Below are 17,248 nucleotides of genomic sequence, written 5' to 3' on the forward strand. Positions count from 1 at the left end.
CCGATTTATATTCTTTATATTTACTAGAGTACAGATTTGATTACGCTAAAGGTCGTTTCCTTTAAAATGAGACTATGAGAAGTATCCTTACTATACTAGTTATTTTGTTTCTAGCCTCGTGCAATACCATTCGTGTGAACTACGATTATGACAAAAACACGGACTTTACCAATTACAGCACGTACAACTATTATCCTGATATGGATACGGGTCTAAGTGCGCTTGATGCTAAACGCTTGTTGGATGCCGTAAATGAAGAAATGCAGTTAAAAGGAATCCGCTTTTCAGAAGACCCTGATTTTTTTATCAACATAGAAAGTAACTCTTTTCAAGCGCCAAGGAACAACACGGTTGGTGTTGGTTTGGGAGGTACAGGTCGCAGCGTTGGCGGTGGTGTTTCCGTGGGTATTCCTGTAGGGCAACCCAAAATGGAACGAGAAATTCGTTTTGACTTTGTTGATGCCAAGAAGGACGAGCTGTTTTGGCAAGGCCAAGGCTTGAGCAACTTTAAGGAAAATGTGTCTCCGGAGGTACGTGAAGAAAAATTACATGCTCTAGCGGCAAAGGTTTTTTCTAAGTATCCGCCCAAATAGTTCAATTAGGACTATTTATCTTCATCTCTTATGAAAAGAAGCGCCTAAATGGTTGTGTTTGTAGTGTTAAAAACTTTCCTGTGTAGGTAATTTATTATTCCATATTTTCGAATAACCTTTTGTATTTAATCATTCCAATTGTCTAAATAAGGTGATGAAAAATGCTTAAGGCAATTTATCTCTTCAATAAACTTAATAGTCTTTTCCAATGCCCAAGAGTGCACTGTATTATATTGATAATCATAAAATAGAAGTGGTCAATACATTCTTTGGAAAGGAAAAAGTTCTTTTGAACGATAGAACTGTTTCCAAAAAAATAACCAAACTACGTGCGGAACACACTTTTACTATTGGGGAAAACAGATATTGGATTGCACGTCGTGATTCCTCTCACGGTGAAAAAATCAACAAATTTGAGGTTCGTAAAAACGGTTCGCCCATTTCTTTGGTAAATATATTATCTCAAAAATCTTCCAATCAGATGTTCGCCGTTGTTATTCTCTGCGGTTTAGGCTCTGGTTTTATTTTGGGAGTTATTATCTATAAACTTCTTTGGCCTACCGTAAGCTTGTAGGTTGTTATTCTACGCGGTTTTAATCCCCAACCTCCACACGAACACCTTCTGAATGACTGGAAAACTCCGGGGCATACATACTTTGGATAGTGGTTATACCATTACTGAAGTTACCGGCATTGTTCACACGAACGTCATATTCAAAAACATATACCCCTTTTGGTAAATGGTCAAAAAAGAAATTAGTGCTAGCGTCTTTTGTGCTTTCGTAATAGCCTAGACCATCTTGCCATTTGTATCTGGAAATTACGTTTACGGGTTCAAAACCGGCCGCTCTCATATCTTTCATGTGAATGAACTCCATATCGCGATCAGAACGCAGTTCTATTCGTACACGGACTAAATCGCCCACTTTTAAGTTTGTGGTTTTGGTAATTTCTGAAATTTTTTCACCGGTGTCCGTATTCTTTTTTAAGAACAGTTTTTTCTTAAGTTGTAAGGGTGTTTTTGCAGATGTAATTTTATCCAAATCCTCAAAATACTGCCAATACAAAGCACCCCACGCGATACCATTTCCTTTTTTCTCTAGACGTACCTCTGCCATTTTGGGTTGTATTTCATTAGTGTTCCATGAGGTTTTGAAATACCCTGTTCCGGCTTCAACTTGAGTGTTTTTCAATTTTTTCGGAGCAATGGATTGGCCTCCTATGGTAACGTTTGCGGCATCGGAAACCGAAAGCCAATCGCTACCTTGTAATAATAGGGCATAAACTGCTTCGGCAGTTGACTTGGTAGTGGACCATTGGTTGGTTTGTTTGTGCTTTAGGAGCCATACTTTTAGGTTGTCTATAGTCTTTGTGTCATTTTCTATTTCACCAAAAGCTTCTATTAGAAGCGCCTGTGTCTCAATTGGGGCTTGATACCAATACCACGATGCTGTATTTTCTTTCCAGTACATGCCCAACTCTTCTGAAACAATGCTATTCTCTCTTAAGGACTTTAAAATCTTTTTTGAAGTGGCTACTTCGTTAGCTCTATGCAAGGTTAAGGCCAACATGCCTTTTGCATACAAGCCTTTCTTGGTCCAGTATTTTTTTGCTTGGCCTAAGTAGTATTCGGTAATTTTATCAATTTTCTTTGAAGTTTTTACATCCTCAAAGAAGCTTCTCATATATAGATAATGAATCTGCATTTGACTCAGTTGGTCATTGTTCAAGTTAGAACTGAACTTTTTCATTTGTTCGTATTCTTCAATAAACTCGGCATCTAAATAGGCAATCGCTTTTTCTGTTAGCTCTTTTAAGGAAGATTGATTTTCAGACGAAGCTGGCAACGCGTTCAACTGTTTTAAATGACCTATGCCCGTTACAATATGTTGCGTAATGTATCGGTTTTCCGGCCCACCATTGAACCAAGCCCAGGCTCCAGAGTATTTCTGATTGTTCTTTAATTTATCAAGAGCACGGATTTCCTCGTTCTTCATTTTATTAAGGTCGAACAACAACGCAATTCGCTTTTTCTGTTCCGTTTCGGATTGAGCATCGCGTAACCAAGGGGTTTCTTGAATTAAAAGTGATTTTAGTTCTTGGTTCTTTTCAAGGTTGCTCAATAAAGCATCAGAATTGGCCCATTGGTCAAATACCGCTCGTATTCTTTCGTTGGAATTGGCTATATGGCTCGCCAAACGGTTCGCGTAATAACGGGAAAAGGTTTGTTCGTTACAATCGTAAGGGTACTCCATAAGATAGGGGAGTGCCTGTACGGCATACCACGCAGGGTTAGAAGTAATCTCTAAAGTAAGTTTGTGATTTTTTAATGTAGTTGAGGTGTTGTCCTTCAATTTATCCAAGACAAAAGTTTTGTTCTGGTTGCTCCGTACCCATAACGGTAGGGTTTCGGTAATCAACTTGCGGTTGGTCAATACGGGTAGTACACTTTGTTCCCCATCACTGAAACCTTCTGCTTTGGCCAATACCGTGTATTGAACGGCCTGTAAATTTTCGGGTATTTGTAATCGCCAAGAAACTTGGGTGTTCCCTAGGGCATCTACAGTGAACGTATTTTGACCCTTGCCAATAAATAACTGTTCGGAAATGTCCTTTCCGGATAGGGCATCCACAAGAACTAGTTTAGCTTCGCCCGATAATTTTTTATCGGTTAGATTGGCAATTTTAGTGCTAATATTGATTTCATCGCCTTCTCTTAAAAAACGTGGTGCATTGGGTATGACCATTAGTTCTTTTTGGGTAACGGTTTGAAGGGTTTTTACGGCACTCTGTAAAGATTTGGTATGTGCCAACAGCTGTAGTTTCCATTTGGTGAGGGCTTCAGGTGTAGTAAAGCTGAAAGAAACCGTGCCGTCTTTATCCGTTTTCAATTCAGGAAAGAAAAAAGCAGTTTCTTGCAGGTTTTTCCGGATTTGAACCGTTTCTGAATCCTTCTCGCTGGGGTTTGCTTGTTCGGGACTTGGGTTGCTCATACCCATTTCACTTTCCTTAGGAGCTTCGGAGGAGGTAATAACAACTTCTTCCAGAGCTGTGTCGTCATCAGCCATCATTTCTAAAGTTGCGGCCTCGCTACGTGACATTTTTCGCGTTAAACTACTGCGGTAGTGGTTTGCATAGCCAAAGTGCAACCCGAACCAATTAAAAGAGTCGTAGCCTTGTGGTGTATGGTTGTAGCCCTTGTTCTCCAAATATGTTCTAAAGGAATTTGTTCCATAACTGGTATGTGCGTTAGCGTAAATTGTAGAATAATAAGAGCCTTTTGCAAGGGGGTTAAAACTCCAGTTATGCGGCCTAAAGGTGTCTAATGAGGCATCATACATACTGGCCAATAGTTCTGCCGATGTTTTTTCACCTTCGGGTCCTTTTATTTTGAAGGACCAAGTTTCGTCCGTGCCCGGTTGCAGCTTGTCCCTAAATGTAGAAGTTTCAATTTCAAGGTTCGTATTAGGGTAGGGCACAGAAATGGACATGGTGCCGGATTGAAATGAGTTGTAGGCTGAAAACGTGTAATTGATGGCAAAACCACCTAAATCTTCTTCTGTTATTGGAACGGAAAGGGATCTTGAGTTTCTACTCAGGTGAACTTTACGGGTGTCAATTATTTTTTGCTCTTTTTCAACAAATACGGTCACCACAAGGTCTTCTGAATTGGAGTAAACGGTAACTTCAGCCTTGTCTCCAACGCTATATTCTGCTTTGTCCGTTTTAATATCGAACAAACGGTTGTCCGGTAATTGCTTGTCGTCTTCACTCGTAAGTTCGGTTATAGCTTTTTCCTTGACGAGTTGACCAAATTTATCCTTGGTTTCCAGTTCAACTATATATTTGCCCGATGCCCATTTTTTAAGGTTTTTAATGCTGAATTCTTTCGATTTTTCGGTGTCGAAATTTACCTGCCAAACCAGTTTGCCTTTTTTCCAGTTTATTGTCTTGTCCTCTTTGTCATAAGCTTCATGCGGAAACAGATTGTTGTATTCTTCTTGGCTCCAGTATTTATAATCCGGCGCAGGCCATGCACGGGTTCTGAGTACGTGTTTAGGCGCCTGTAATTTGTACATTTTTAATGTTCCCTTAGCTGGTATGGGCTGTCCGTTAAGGTTAGAGGTAGAAATATGTATTTTATCCTCATTTTTATCTTTATCCCATTGCTCAGGTACGGATACGTTAGCTATAACGGAATGATAGCCTACGGATACAAAAGCAGTAGTGCTATGGGTTTCTCCGTTAATGTCCGTTACATCTGCCGTAATTTCATAACTGAAGGTGGGCAGATTTTCTTTTGACACACTGCTGTCCGGAATGGCTTTAAAGGTAATGTTGTAATTGCCCGAAGCATCCGTTGTGGTTTCACCGTGTGCTATTTCTTGGGGAGAATTGTTGTAATACGGCATGCGCCAATAGTACCAACGGGGAAAATAAACTGCCCTTTTTACACGGTAACTTACCTTTGCATCAGTAATATTACTTCCGGCGTAAGCCGTAGCAACACCTGTTACCTTTATGCTATCATTTACTTTATACGTTTCGGTTACAGGTTTAAAGGAGGTTTCAAATTTTGGGCGTTTATACTCCTCTACGGAAAAATATTGAGTGGTATTTGCGTTAACGGATAGCGCATCTGCTTCAATAGAAAACTCACCTGTTAAACCGGAATTAGGCAATATAAATTCTCCGTTAAAAGAACCGTATTCATTGGTCGTAAACTCAAGTTCGGTTATTTCTTGGCCGTTTACGTCATACAGGGTTACGGATACACTTTCCTCTGGCTGTACCTCAGATTTTCCTTCTACAGTCTCCATAAGAATACCTTTAAAGTAAACCGGTTGCCCCGGCCTGTAGATGCTTCGGTCCGTAAATAGAAAAACACGATTAGAAACAGTGTTGCGGTCTGTTTGATTTCGCTTTTCGTTTACATAGTAGTTTCCAAAAAAGGCTTTCTCACCTTTATGGTCAACTTCAATAGTTACATCGTTCCAATTTTCATCGGTTAGGGGAATAGTAACGAACCCTGTTCTATCCGTTGTTTCGTTTCGTTTTAGGTATGGCTTGTTGTAATTCTTGGTATAGGAAAAAGTTAAATTGGCACCTGTTATGGGCTCTCCGGAGTTTCTGTCTATTATTTGGTAACGCTGTTCCAGATTACCCTTGGTTTCTACCAAGGCCATGTTCGTTACCTGAATCTCACTAAAAGCAAAATCATTATTGTTTTTGGTTTCTGGGGAAGCTAGAATAATGTACTGCCCGTTTTCCAAAGAAGGAAGCAACACCTCAATACCATGTTGCTGGTAGTCTTTTTCATTTTTAAGAGGGGCGTTCCAACTTTTTACTTCCTTTAATTTCTTTATAAAAGCAAGTTGTTTTTTCTGCGGATAAAGACGGTTCAGTTCCTTTATTTGTCCCTCGTAGACCCTGTAGGCAGTTAGTTGCAAAGAGGTCAAGTTCTTATAATTTACCAGTAATTTTGAAGGTTTGTTTACTGGAATTTGTCGTTCGGTAATAATAGATATGCTTGGGGCAACAATCTGCGAACGTAATGACTTGCATTTTTCCGCTCCCATACTGTCCGGGAACCGAGCAATAACCGCATCACATAGGGCCAAAGCCTCTTTGAGCTTCCAACGGGTTTCTCCGGCAGCTTCAGGATTGAATGTTTGTCCCAAGTTTTGATAGAGCTTGGCAAGCTCGTAATTGTAAAGTGAGGAAAGCTCGCTATGCTTTAGGCTTTCTGCTGAATTCTTTAAAGTTTCTTCGTAATAGGTTTCTTTATTTGTAAAAGTGGCGTTCTGGTATACAAAGTTTAAACGCTCAATATCTGCCATGACCAAGGGTTCTAGCTCTGGTTCATCAAAATGAAACGTAATCAATTCTTGATATACATTTAGCGCTTTGGCCTGCAACGAAGTATCATCGTCCGTAGTTAGGTCATGATGAATAAATTGATACGCCTCACATAGGGTTTCCGGGTCGTTTATCTCATATTTATCCGCAGGGCGCGTAATGGAGTTTTCATTGGTTTTATAGAATTGAAGCGCCGTATGTGCGAGCAGGTCGTATAGAGTAGGGCGAAATTTCTCCGAGTCTTTTTGTTGGTTTAATAATTCGTCAACTGTCTTTACGTTGGTTTTTTGAAGCTCTTTTTCATTTTCTAAAGATGCTTTAAAATGAATATCTATTTCGTGAAACAAAGTGGTAAGGTCCCAAGTCCTGAAATCTACACTGTCTACCTTGGTTTCGGTTGCAGTCCTGTTATAAAATTGATAGCGGTTTTGCTGAAAATATTGCCAGTATAGATTGGCCAAGTAGCTTTCCAGAACGTTTTTTGTTGGGGTCTCCGCTTTGTCTATTTCTTCTTTAAATCGATTAATAATATGCAATTGCGCATCTTCTTCCAAGGTCATCGCATATTTGGATACGAATAACAATGATTTTACAATCTGCTCTGAATTTTTTTCTTTCTCAGCTTTTGCCGATATGGTTTCAACCAACTTTAAAGCAGATTTGGTCAATGCTTCGCGCTCTAGTTTTTGGACTTGTTCCCAAAGCGATGTATAGGAGTCTCCGTTATTTTGAGCTGTTAGCATTTGCGAAAAAAGGATTACGGTGAATATGAGGGAGAATCTTTTCATAGTATAAAATTACGAACAAAACTGTGCAAAATCGGTGCCAATAAAAACTATAAATGAGTGAACGCTACCATCCGGTTAGGGAATAGGTTTTTAAGTTTGTGGGAAATAGCCTGCAAGAGGAGCTTTTAAGGTGCGTATGAGATAAATAATATGTTTTTAGGGCTCACCCTGCCTATGTCATCAAGCTATTTTTGAATGAACTAAAACCTATATGATGGATAATAATTTTATTGATAGTTGGGCTTCATCCCTAAAATCTACATTTGTACTATTCTTTGTTCTGATTGTTTTATTGATAATAGCCTCATAAACCATCCGCTTACAGACTCTTTAAAAGTCCCCCGTCTATTGGTATTTGAGTGCCTGTAATGTAAGCCGCATGATCAGACGCCAAAAAGGTTGCCAGATACCCATATTCTTTTGGGTCTCCAATGCGTTTTACGGGAACTCTTGATTCCATGTCGGCAAGTACTTCACCTTCAGAAATACCTAATTGTTCTGCTTTCTTGGCGTTTAATTGTTCTATACGCTCCGTGTCAAAATAACCCGTAAGAATGCTGTTTACGGTAATATGATATTGCCCAACGTCATTGGCTAGAGATTTGGCCCAAGTTACAACGGCTGCCCTGATTGTATTTGACAGTGCCAAATAGGACAAAGGTTCTTTTACGGAAACCGAAGCTACATTGATAATTCTTCCCCACTTATTGGTTTTCATGTGTTCCAGGGCCAATTCCGTGGTATACGAAACGGTCTTAAACAATAAATCAAAAGCTTCTTGATAATCGGAAGTCTGTTTTTCCAGGGCACTACCGGCCGAAGGACCTTGCGTATTGTTGACTAGAATATCTACACTGTTCGTTTGAAAGTAATTGTAAATCGTTTCACGATAGCTATGGAAATCTGAAAAGTCCACGACCAGATAATTATGTACTTGGTCTTGATCTGTAGGCAGGTTGCTCACAATTTTCTGTAACTTTTCTTCACTGCGGGACATTAGCGTTACACTTGCTCCACTTTCGGCCAATTGTTGTGCTATTGCTTTTCCTATTCCGCCTGAGCTACCGCCAACCAATGCTTTTTTGCCTTTTAAAGTGATGTTCATAAGATACGATTTATGGGTGTTTGTACTTTTATTTTCTATTTGTATTCCTCTCTTGCCGGACTAAAAACATCAATAAGTTTGCACGGTGTAAGTGCCTTGCCACTATGCGGACTATGGGGAGGTATAATTACAATGTCATTGGCTTCATAGATTTTTGTATTGCCATCAAGCGTAAACTCAAAACGGCCTTCTTGTACGTGCATAATTTGCTCGTTCATGTGCGAGTGTTCGGGTACTACGGCACCTTCTTCAACGGTCCAAAAAGCAATGGACATATTTTCGGAATGTACCAGTTTACCGTGGTAACCCGGCATAATTTCTTTTGATGGGATAGTGGATAAATTCATAAACCATAATTTCTTTAACGAAGATAAAAAGAATAGCAACAGAAATGAAAAGCCCCGAACCCTATTTAGGTATTCGGGGCAAAGTTTAGGATGGGTAATTATCGTTTAAGTGAATTCTAATTTCTTTGTCTGATCATTGTATGGCAGCTATTCCCATTTTACGACTACCAATTCGCATCTCCTGTTCCACTCATGGTCCTCTTCGGAGCAGCTTTCTTCGGTCTCACACTTTACGATGGGTTGAGATTCTCCGTACCCTTTAGCGATAATGCGTTTTTCTTCAATACCGTTTTTCACCATGAACTCTTTGGCGGAGTCGGCGCGTTTTTGCGATAGGTTTCGGTTGTATTCGGAGTTACCTCTAATATCAGTATGGGTGCCAATTTCAATCACCATTCCAGGGTTGTTTTTCATTATAGCAACTACTTTTGACAAACGTTCCCTGGCTTCGCGTCTTACGTACCAAAGACTATAATCAAAGTGAATTTCTTCGGTTTTGATAATGATGCGCTCATTTTCTTTAACAATGGCATCCTCTTTAGCTATCGCAGTTTCAATTTTCTTTAAACGCTCTATTTCTTCTTTCTCTTGTGTAGCCTTTTCTTGTAGGGCCACTTCTTTTTCTTTTTGAATGCGTTCAATTTCGGTAGCCTTTTCCCGCTCTTTTCTTTTGGCTTCTTGGACTAAGGCCAATTTTTCGGCTTCTTCTTTTTTAGCTAAAAGTTCTTTTGCCTTTTGGGCTTCTCTTTCCGCTACCGAGAACAAGGTTAAGGAACCGTCTTTTATGGCATTTCTTTCCGTATCTGAAACTACGGACTTGGAATTATCCTCATAGCCTTCTTTTCTTGCTTTTATAAGATATTCTTGGCTACATTCAATTTGAAATTTAAAGGAAGCATCGGTTGAGGTGGTTATCATTTCAAGGCGGTTGCCGTTAGCGTCCAAAAGTTCTATTGTTGCGTTAGGCAATGGAATTCGGGTGGTTTTGTCCGTTAGGATTCCGGCAAGAAACTGTTTGCAACCTTCTATAAGTAGGGGCTTGGTTTCAGCAAAGGAATAGATGTCATCACTACCTTTTCCGCCAGGACGATTAGATGAAAAATATCCCGTATTGCCGTTAGAGTCCAGTGATAATGAAAAATCATCATAACCGCTGTTTACCGGCAAACCAAGGTTGTTCGGTTTCCCAAAGTCTCCGTTGTTTTCCTTTGAAATAAAAACATCTAAAAGTCCAAAACCGGGATGACCGTTTGAGGCAAAATAAAGGTTGCCTTGGTTGTCCAGAAAAGGAAATTGTTCTTTTTTATCCGTGTTGATGGTCTTTCCCAAGTTTACCGGAGTACCAAAGAATCCGTCTTTTTGAATGGTTACCGAATAGAGGTCAAAAGACCCAAAACCACCTTCACGGTCGGATGAAAAATAAAGTTTGGTTTCATCCGGACTTAATGCGGGGTGTTCCGTTGAAAAATCATCACTGTTAAAAGGAAGCGTGATGATGTTTTTCCATTCGCCATCTACAAAATCCGCACGATAGATTTTTAGGTTACTGATTTTATCTTCTTCCGTTTTCTTTTTACTGTTTCGGGTAAAATAAATGGTTTTTCGGTCTTTGGTAATGGCAAAAGTACCCTCGTGCATCTTGGAGTTGATAACAGAGCTTAATGGAGTACTTAAGCTGTCTCCTGCCCTAATCTCTTTAATCGGGTGGGTGTAAAGATCCAGATAATTTTCATTGTTCCATCGGTACAATTTAGGTAATCCGGAAGACCGCTTTCTGGAAGCGCTGTACACTAAATTAGAATCTATGCGTGCCGCGCCAAATTCTGATGTGGTGGTGTTAATATTGAGATTTTCAATATTAAAACGTTCCCCAATAGCACCTACGTTTTCAATATAGGTGTAGTTGTTTTCAATTTGGGTGGTCTTATCGTTTTGTGCTTGCTCGGTATAAAAATCAACGAGGACATTTTTAGCTTTTTCGTATTCACCAATCGCCTTTAAAGACTGGTTCAATTTAAAATGATAGCTCTCGTCTACGTTGCTACCGTAGTTGGAAATAAGATATCCGTACCAACGGGCGGCAGCTTTCATAACAAAAGTGTGGTAATAACTGTCGGCTAGGTTTTTTATAAGTTTTGAGCTCTTGTTTCGGGGTAATAACTGCTCGTATAACGGAATAGCATCACTGTAATACGCCCGTTCAAAGTAAGTATCTGCACGCTTTAATTCCTGTTGGCCATAGGTCGGTAAGGTTAGACCCAGAATAAACCATATGAAGAGTATCTTTTTCATGTTTAGTAGAATCTAGGGGATTTGTCGTATCCTTTGCCGAGGCCCAGTAAATCGAGATTAAATAGAACAAAAATTTCATGTGAACCAGAACTGTAGGTACTTAGATTGGATAATGTATAATCATAAGCATAACCTATACGCAACGCTGGTGTTGCGGCTATATTGAACATGGCACTAACGGAATCTTCCAGACGATAGGATAGTCCGCCTTCAAACCGATTTAAGAAAAGGGCATTAAGCGAGACATCTACGGTTAAAGGGGCACCCTGTACCATTTTGGCAAGTGCCGAAGGTTTCAATTTTATATCCGGACTCAATTCATACACATAACCAGATGTGAGAAAAAGGTGAATTTTCTCCGAACCAATACGGTTGATGCCATCTTTATTTTCTAGATGTTTTGAGGTTAAAAGATTTGGTGCGGAAACACCTGCATAAAAATTCTGCCTGTGGTAAAAGGCACCCACACCAATATTGGGAAAAGTACTGTTCAAGTTTTCGTTAAAAGCAGGGTCATCTTGAAATTCAGGAAGTCTAAAACCGTTAAAGTTGGTCTCAAAAGTGGTAAAGCCTCCTTTAAGGCCTAATGAAATATTGCTTTTGTCATCTAACTTCAGAATATAGGCAAAGTCTGCATAGATATTATTTTCCTTTAAAGCGCCATCACCAATATTATCGGTAATAAAAGAGATTCCCATTTCAATTTTATCGCTCATGGGGGCATGAGCAAAAAAAGTGAGCGTTGTAGGGCTTCCAACCGCATTTTTCCATTGGGAACGGTATAGTGCCCCAAAATTGAGCATTCCCAGCTCATTGGTCGTGTACGCCGGATTAACGACGCTCATATTGTACATGTACTGTGTGTACTGGGGGTCTTGTTGTCCATGGGCCGCAGCACATACCAACATCAGGAAAATAAAATAGCGTTTTATTTCTTTCATGGTCTAGCGGTTGAGGTACAATCTGCCTTGTACAGGGTTATGACCTTCTTTATTAAAGTCTATGATATAGAAGTACACACCGTTGGGCGCGGTACTGCTTCCGTTATTTCCGTACCAAGCAGGGTTTTTGCGGTCTCCTTTAAACAAGCTGGTTCCGTATCTATTTAGGATTTCCAAGGTGAAATCTGGAAAGATGACCTCTATATTAGGAACAAAGAAGGAGTCGTTCCTACCATCTCCGTTGGGTGAGAATCCGTCAGGAATGAAAAAATCATAGGCTTCAGGTTCACAGTTGGTAAGGTCTACGGTAATGGCCATCCGGTCAGGGTTCATACAGCCGGTGTCCGGGTTAAAGCTTTCCGCATAATAAGTGGTTTCGGAGACCAATAGCACATCTTCTTCCAAAGGAATTCCATTTTCCGGAGTATCGTACCAAAGCACAACATAAGAAGAACTGCTCTCAGCATCCCGTAAGTCTGCTATTGTGGGATTGTCCAACCCGCAAAGGGCCAAGGTGGAAAATGCCAATGTGGCCGGCTCAAGTTCATAAATGGTTGGGATAACTTCTGTGCGGATAGAGCTTTGACATTTATCGTCTACTTCAGTAGCAGCATAATAACTTTTTCCGTCAACAAGGGCGGTGGTATTATCCAGGACCGTACCACCAGTTTCAGTTTCATACCAAACAATGGAATTGCTGCTGGCAACGCTCATATTTAAATTATCAACCGTTGGGCTTTCTGATCCGCAAAAAGCGGGATTTCCAACAAATAACATGGGCATTTCGGGATCGGAAAGAATGACCGTAACCTGAACTCTGTCCGATCCTTCGCAATTATTGTTGGGGTCTATATTGGAGATAAAATAATCCTCGCCATCTACAAGTTCGGTTTCTAACGGGAGAATATCCATATCCGTAGCCGTATCGTAAAACATAATCTGGCCGTTCGCAGTTACCTCAATATCCTGCAATGTAGGTACGGATGATGGGAAAGCGGCAAGACAGAATGGTTTGTACGGCTTCGGCTTCCGGTAAAGCGGGGATGCCTTCAATGGCGAAATTTTCATTCACCTCAAAATCGAATATCGTTCTACAAGGGGTGGTATCATTTTGAGTGCTTTTTACGGTAACCGTATAGTTTCCTTGAGAAAGTGTAGCTACATCAATTTGATAATCTGCCGTTCCTCCGGTAAAATTGATGGTATTATCAATCAAAACAGTATTGGTTTCTTGGGAGACTACTTCGTAAGTAACTATGTAGGCCCCATCGTCTAAAGTAGGTGCGTTAACAAGAACATCAATACTGGTAGCGTTGCAAGAATTGTCTACTGCAAGATTTAAATCTATGGCTTCTGGAGTGGCTGTAATTGTGGCGGTGCCCGTAATTTCACAATCTAAAGGAAAACTATTGTCTACTTCAAAATTAAAACTATGCTCGCCAGCTTCTGTAATTTGAGCGGCAGGTATCACTAAGTTGGCATTGCCTGAATTAAAAGTCACGTCATTTGCAATATGTACGGTTTCTGTTCCACTGGGAGAAGTAATTGTGTAGCTAACATCATAAGTTCCGTTGGCAGGTGAGAACGAAGGGTCAAAAATTGAACTCAAAGAAACAGATAAGTCTTCGTTTTCACAGGTATCCGTTACAGATACGTTGGGGTCGCTGATTACTAAGGAAATAGGGTCAACTTCAATAGTAGGGCAAACACTTTCTCCTAATGAGGTAATGGTTAAAGTTGTATTCTCATTTAAAGTGATGAGGTTCGCATCAATCTCAAAGAAACCGGTTCTATCGGGGTTAAGTACCAGTTGGTCCCCACCTGTTTCTGTTCCGCTGGCAGAAGTCAGCAAATAGGAAATGTTATAAGTGCCATCGGCGATTAAAATATCATTATAATCTGTGATGTCTATTCTATATTTTAAAGCGCCCGAGCAGTAATTTGGCGATTCCATAGTGCCTTGTAAAACGGGCAGGATTATTACCTCTACATCTGTGGTATGGATGTCACAAACGGCATGAGAAGGATAAACCGTATATCGAAATGTAAATGAGCCATACATATGCCGATCACGGATGGCCTGTATGTCTATAAATCGATCGGTAAGATCCTCTAGTTGATCGGTATTGGCACCTTCGGACCAAGTACCGTTTATGTCTTCGTCTTCCAATAGACTGTTAAGGTCAAAATTGGTATAAGTAGATAAGTCATCTGTAGTACATACAACTAAATTGGAGCCAATTCCGGAATTGGCAGGTCTCTGTACTTCAAGCAGTAAGGTTACTTCTCTACTGGGACAAGAACCTACGGCAGGCACGGTGTGTGTAAATTCATAAATTCCCGTTCCAGCAGATTCCGCATCAAAAAAGTTTGTTGATAAATGTGGTGCGGCAGCCGGTGTAACCGCATCCCAAGTACCATTAAAATCTTGAAATTTGCCTTCTGTTTCGTCTCCTATAAAACTGTGGAGGTTAACTCTTGGATCATCACCACAGGCATCTGCGGAACCATCTATATTGTCTTCGCCAGGATATCCTCCCAGAATTATGGTTATTATTGCGGTTTCGGTAGTGCCGCTACAGTCATTGGTGTAGGTAAATTCATGAAACCCTGAGTTTTTTACTTCCCAAAGATTAACAATGCCCGTGTTCCGATCAAGGGCGTAATAGTTGGCCGGGTCATTGGTAGACCACGTGCCTCCAAGAGTTGGGGCTCCACCTAGTTCTGCAAATAGGTCAAACGTCTTATTGGCCTCATCGGCATCTTTTGTACATACGGTTACGGTATTGTCTGTACCTGCACATTGTGCCGTTGCATTTACGGAAAAGAGAAACAAGCAAAAGGACAGAGCCAATTGCAGAATGGTTCTCATGTAAGTCTGGTTGGTCATTTTGTATTGTTAGGGGGCAGAATACATATTGCTCCAAGACAAATGTAGTTTGCCGATGAGCCCTTTGGGAATAAATGTTGTCAAAGCTCTTATTTGAAGGGTGAATCTTATTAAATACGTAGAAAGGAGTGGTGAAAAGTGTGCATTTTGTCGGTGTTTTTGAATCTTCATCGGATTTTTTAATCTATTAATTGTAGCAGGTTTAGATGTTTTTTTTCGGCAAATCAATGCCTATATTTGCCATAAATACAGCGTTTATGCAGATTCATTTTATTGCAATTGGTGGTAGTGCCATGCACAATTTAGCTTTGGCCTTAGCACACAAAGGAGATGTCGTAACAGGAAGTGACGATGTAATTTTTGAACCTTCCAAATCTCGATTGGAGGCACAAGGACTGCTTCCTGAAAGTTTTGGCTGGTATCCTGAAAAAATAATTGAAAACTTAGATGCTGTAATTCTTGGAATGCACGCAAAGGAAGATAATCCTGAATTGTTAAAGGCTCAAGAGTTGGGTTTGAAAATATATTCGTACCCAGAGTTTCTGTATGAACATGCCAAAGATAAAACGCGAGTAGTAATTGGTGGAAGCCACGGAAAAACTACGATAACTTCCATGATTCTTCACGTGCTGAACTATCACGATAGGGAGGTGGATTTTATGGTGGGTGCACAGTTGGAAGGTTTTGAGCGCATGGTGCATTTAACGGATGATAACGATTTCATGATTTTGGAAGGAGACGAATATCTTTCTTCGCCTATAGATAGAAGACCAAAATTTCACCTGTATAAACCTAATATTGCCTTATTGAGTGGGATAGCTTGGGATCATATTAATGTTTTTCCAACGTTTGATAATTATGTGGAGCAGTTCCAGATTTTTGTGGACAGCATAGTTAAAGGAGGTAGTATTACTTATAATGAAGAGGATATAGAAGTTAAAAAGGTGGTTGAAGCATCGGAAAATGCCATTAGAAAATTACCGTACACCACCCCGGAGTATAGCATTGAAGATGGTACCACTCTTTTGGAAACCCCAGAAGGACCCATGCCTATTGAAGTTTTTGGGAAGCATAATCTGAGCAATTTGGCCGGTGCTAAGTGGATATGCCAAAACATGGGAGTAGATGAAGACGATTTCTATGAAGCTATTGCAACGTTCTCCGGAGCATCCAAACGTTTGGAAAAAATTGCAGAAGGAAAAACTTCCGTAGCCTATAAAGATTTTGCGCATTCGCCCAGTAAAGTGGCTGCAACTACCAAAGCCGTAAAAGAACAGTACGCTAACCGCAAATTAATTGCTTGTTTGGAATTGCATACGTACAGCAGTTTTAATCCTGAATTTTTGAAAGAGTACAAAGGAGCATTGGATGCTGCAGATGAAGCGGTCATTTTCTACTTGCCGGAGTCCGTGGCAATCAAAAAATTAAAAGAGGTTACGCCCGAACAAATTTCAGAAGCATTTGAACGTAAGGATCTTAATATTTTTACCAATGCGGAAAGTTTTAAGGACTTTGTTTTCAACCAGAATTATGACAACTCTGTTTTACTATTAATGAGCTCGGGAAATTACGGAGGACTAGATCTTGTTAAATTAAAAGAAAAGTTCCCCGCATAGTATTTGGGGTCAATGGGTAAGGTTTGGAAGCAAAGTGCTCTTGGCGAGTGGTTTGTTTATTTCATCGGTGATTGAACTCTTTAAAATTAAGAGTTTGCTATATTTATATCATGCATGAAAAACCAACCTCGTTTTCGATTAAAAATTGGTCGGACGATGATAAACCACGAGAGAAACTAGTCCATAAAGGAAGGTCGGTATTATCCGATGCCGAATTAATCGCAATTCTCATTGGCTCGGGAAGCAGAAACGAAAGTGCAGTTGAACTAGCAAAAAGGATTCTTGCTTCCGTAAACAATAACCTTAACGAATTAGGTAAACTTTCCATCAAACAACTCATGGCTTTTAAGGGCATTGGAGAGGCTAAAGCAGTAAGCATAGCGGCTGCTTTGGAAGTAGGGAGGAGAAGACGTGGTGAGGAAGCGCAGAAAATCAGTAAGATTAATAGCAGCAAGGATGTTTTTGATTTGTTGCAACCACAGATTGGAGAGCTACAACATGAAGAATTTTGGATTCTTTACCTAAGTAACGCCAATAAGGTATTGCACCGTGCCCAATTGAGTAAAGGTGGCTTAACGGGAACTTTGGTTGACGTGCGGATTGTAATGCGTCAGGCACTGGAGCAAGGTGCCGTTGGCTTAATCTTGTCGCACAATCATCCTTCCGGAACGCTAAGGCCAAGTGAGGAGGACCGTAAGGTAACGCAGAAACTAAAAAGGGCCGCTGCGGCATTGGATATAAAAGTTTTGGATCATTTGATAATTACCCAAAAGGATTATTATAGTTTTGCTGATGAAGGTATTCTGTAAATTTGTAG

At 40.3% G+C, this 17,248-nt stretch carries 11 protein-coding genes; 4 read left to right on the top strand and 7 right to left on the bottom strand.

The window, feature by feature from the left end:
- Window positions 1-74: 74 nt before the first annotated feature.
- Both SJY45_RS16745 and SJY45_RS16750 read left to right on the top strand, forming a co-directional pair.
- Window positions 75-593, top strand: a complete 519-nt coding sequence (locus SJY45_RS16745) for a DUF4136 domain-containing protein (protein WP_215912912.1) — start codon at window positions 75-77, stop codon at window positions 591-593.
- Between the two features lie 208 nt (window positions 594-801).
- A complete protein-coding gene (locus SJY45_RS16750; protein ID WP_289061610.1) occupies window positions 802-1,167 on the top strand; it encodes a hypothetical protein in 366 nt (121 codons plus the stop codon).
- Between the two features lie 19 nt (window positions 1,168-1,186).
- Here the strand turns inward: SJY45_RS16750 and SJY45_RS16755 are convergent, their stop codons facing one another.
- The 7 genes from SJY45_RS16755 to SJY45_RS16785 form a co-directional block, all read right to left on the bottom strand.
- On the bottom strand, window positions 1,187-7,240 hold the full coding sequence (locus tag SJY45_RS16755; RefSeq protein WP_400072206.1) for an alpha-2-macroglobulin family protein: 6,054 nt from the start codon (window positions 7,238-7,240) through the stop codon (window positions 1,187-1,189).
- Between the two features lie 319 nt (window positions 7,241-7,559).
- Window positions 7,560-8,345, bottom strand: a complete 786-nt coding sequence (locus SJY45_RS16760) for an SDR family oxidoreductase (protein WP_400072208.1) — start codon at window positions 8,343-8,345, stop codon at window positions 7,560-7,562.
- A 35-nt stretch (window positions 8,346-8,380) separates the two neighbouring features.
- The gene (locus SJY45_RS16765) at window positions 8,381-8,692 is read right to left on the bottom strand and encodes a cupin domain-containing protein (protein ID WP_215438430.1); all 312 of its coding nucleotides are present in this window, start codon (window positions 8,690-8,692) and stop codon (window positions 8,381-8,383) included.
- Between the two features lie 147 nt (window positions 8,693-8,839).
- The gene (locus tag SJY45_RS16770; RefSeq protein ID WP_400072210.1) at window positions 8,840-10,984 is read right to left on the bottom strand and encodes an OmpA family protein; all 2,145 of its coding nucleotides are present in this window, start codon (window positions 10,982-10,984) and stop codon (window positions 8,840-8,842) included.
- Between the two features lie 2 nt (window positions 10,985-10,986).
- Complete coding sequence (locus SJY45_RS16775; RefSeq protein ID WP_400072212.1) at window positions 10,987-11,925, bottom strand: type IX secretion system membrane protein PorP/SprF; 939 nt, start codon at window positions 11,923-11,925, stop codon at window positions 10,987-10,989.
- Window positions 11,926-11,928: 3 nt separating this feature from the next.
- The gene (locus tag SJY45_RS16780; RefSeq protein ID WP_400072214.1) at window positions 11,929-12,897 is read right to left on the bottom strand and encodes a gliding motility-associated C-terminal domain-containing protein; all 969 of its coding nucleotides are present in this window, start codon (window positions 12,895-12,897) and stop codon (window positions 11,929-11,931) included.
- Window positions 12,884-14,797, bottom strand: a complete 1,914-nt coding sequence (locus SJY45_RS16785) for a hypothetical protein (RefSeq protein WP_400072216.1) — start codon at window positions 14,795-14,797, stop codon at window positions 12,884-12,886. Before SJY45_RS16785 ends, SJY45_RS16780 begins: the two co-directional genes overlap by 14 nt.
- A gap of 275 nt (window positions 14,798-15,072) precedes the next feature.
- On the opposite strand from SJY45_RS16785, the gene murC reads away from it, so the two are divergent.
- Both murC and radC read left to right on the top strand, forming a co-directional pair.
- Window positions 15,073-16,431, top strand: a complete 1,359-nt coding sequence (gene murC, locus SJY45_RS16790; RefSeq protein ID WP_215438426.1) for a UDP-N-acetylmuramate--L-alanine ligase — start codon at window positions 15,073-15,075, stop codon at window positions 16,429-16,431.
- A gap of 110 nt (window positions 16,432-16,541) precedes the next feature.
- Window positions 16,542-17,240, top strand: a complete 699-nt coding sequence (gene radC / locus SJY45_RS16795; protein ID WP_289038929.1) for a DNA repair protein RadC — start codon at window positions 16,542-16,544, stop codon at window positions 17,238-17,240.
- Window positions 17,241-17,248: the final 8 nt, after the last annotated feature.

This window comes from Zobellia russellii, assembly GCF_044597075.1.
GTDB classification, from domain to species: Bacteria; Bacteroidota; Bacteroidia; order Flavobacteriales; family Flavobacteriaceae; genus Zobellia; species Zobellia russellii.

Coding starts and splice junctions, on each gene's coding strand:
- SJY45_RS16745 (WP_215912912.1), top strand. CDS start 75: ATGAGAAGTATCCTTACTATACTAGTTATTTTGTTTCTAGCCTCGTGC.
- SJY45_RS16750 (WP_289061610.1), top strand. CDS start 802: ATGCCCAAGAGTGCACTGTATTATATTGATAATCATAAAATAGAAGTG.
- SJY45_RS16755 (WP_400072206.1), bottom strand. CDS start 7,240: ATGAAAAGATTCTCCCTCATATTCACCGTAATCCTTTTTTCGCAAATG.
- SJY45_RS16760 (WP_400072208.1), bottom strand. CDS start 8,345: ATGAACATCACTTTAAAAGGCAAAAAAGCATTGGTTGGCGGTAGCTCA.
- SJY45_RS16765 (WP_215438430.1), bottom strand. CDS start 8,692: ATGAATTTATCCACTATCCCATCAAAAGAAATTATGCCGGGTTACCAC.
- SJY45_RS16770 (WP_400072210.1), bottom strand. CDS start 10,984: ATGAAAAAGATACTCTTCATATGGTTTATTCTGGGTCTAACCTTACCG.
- SJY45_RS16775 (WP_400072212.1), bottom strand. CDS start 11,925: ATGAAAGAAATAAAACGCTATTTTATTTTCCTGATGTTGGTATGTGCT.
- SJY45_RS16785 (WP_400072216.1), bottom strand. CDS start 14,797: ATGAGAACCATTCTGCAATTGGCTCTGTCCTTTTGCTTGTTTCTCTTT.
- murC (WP_215438426.1), top strand. CDS start 15,073: ATGCAGATTCATTTTATTGCAATTGGTGGTAGTGCCATGCACAATTTA.
- radC (WP_289038929.1), top strand. CDS start 16,542: ATGCATGAAAAACCAACCTCGTTTTCGATTAAAAATTGGTCGGACGAT.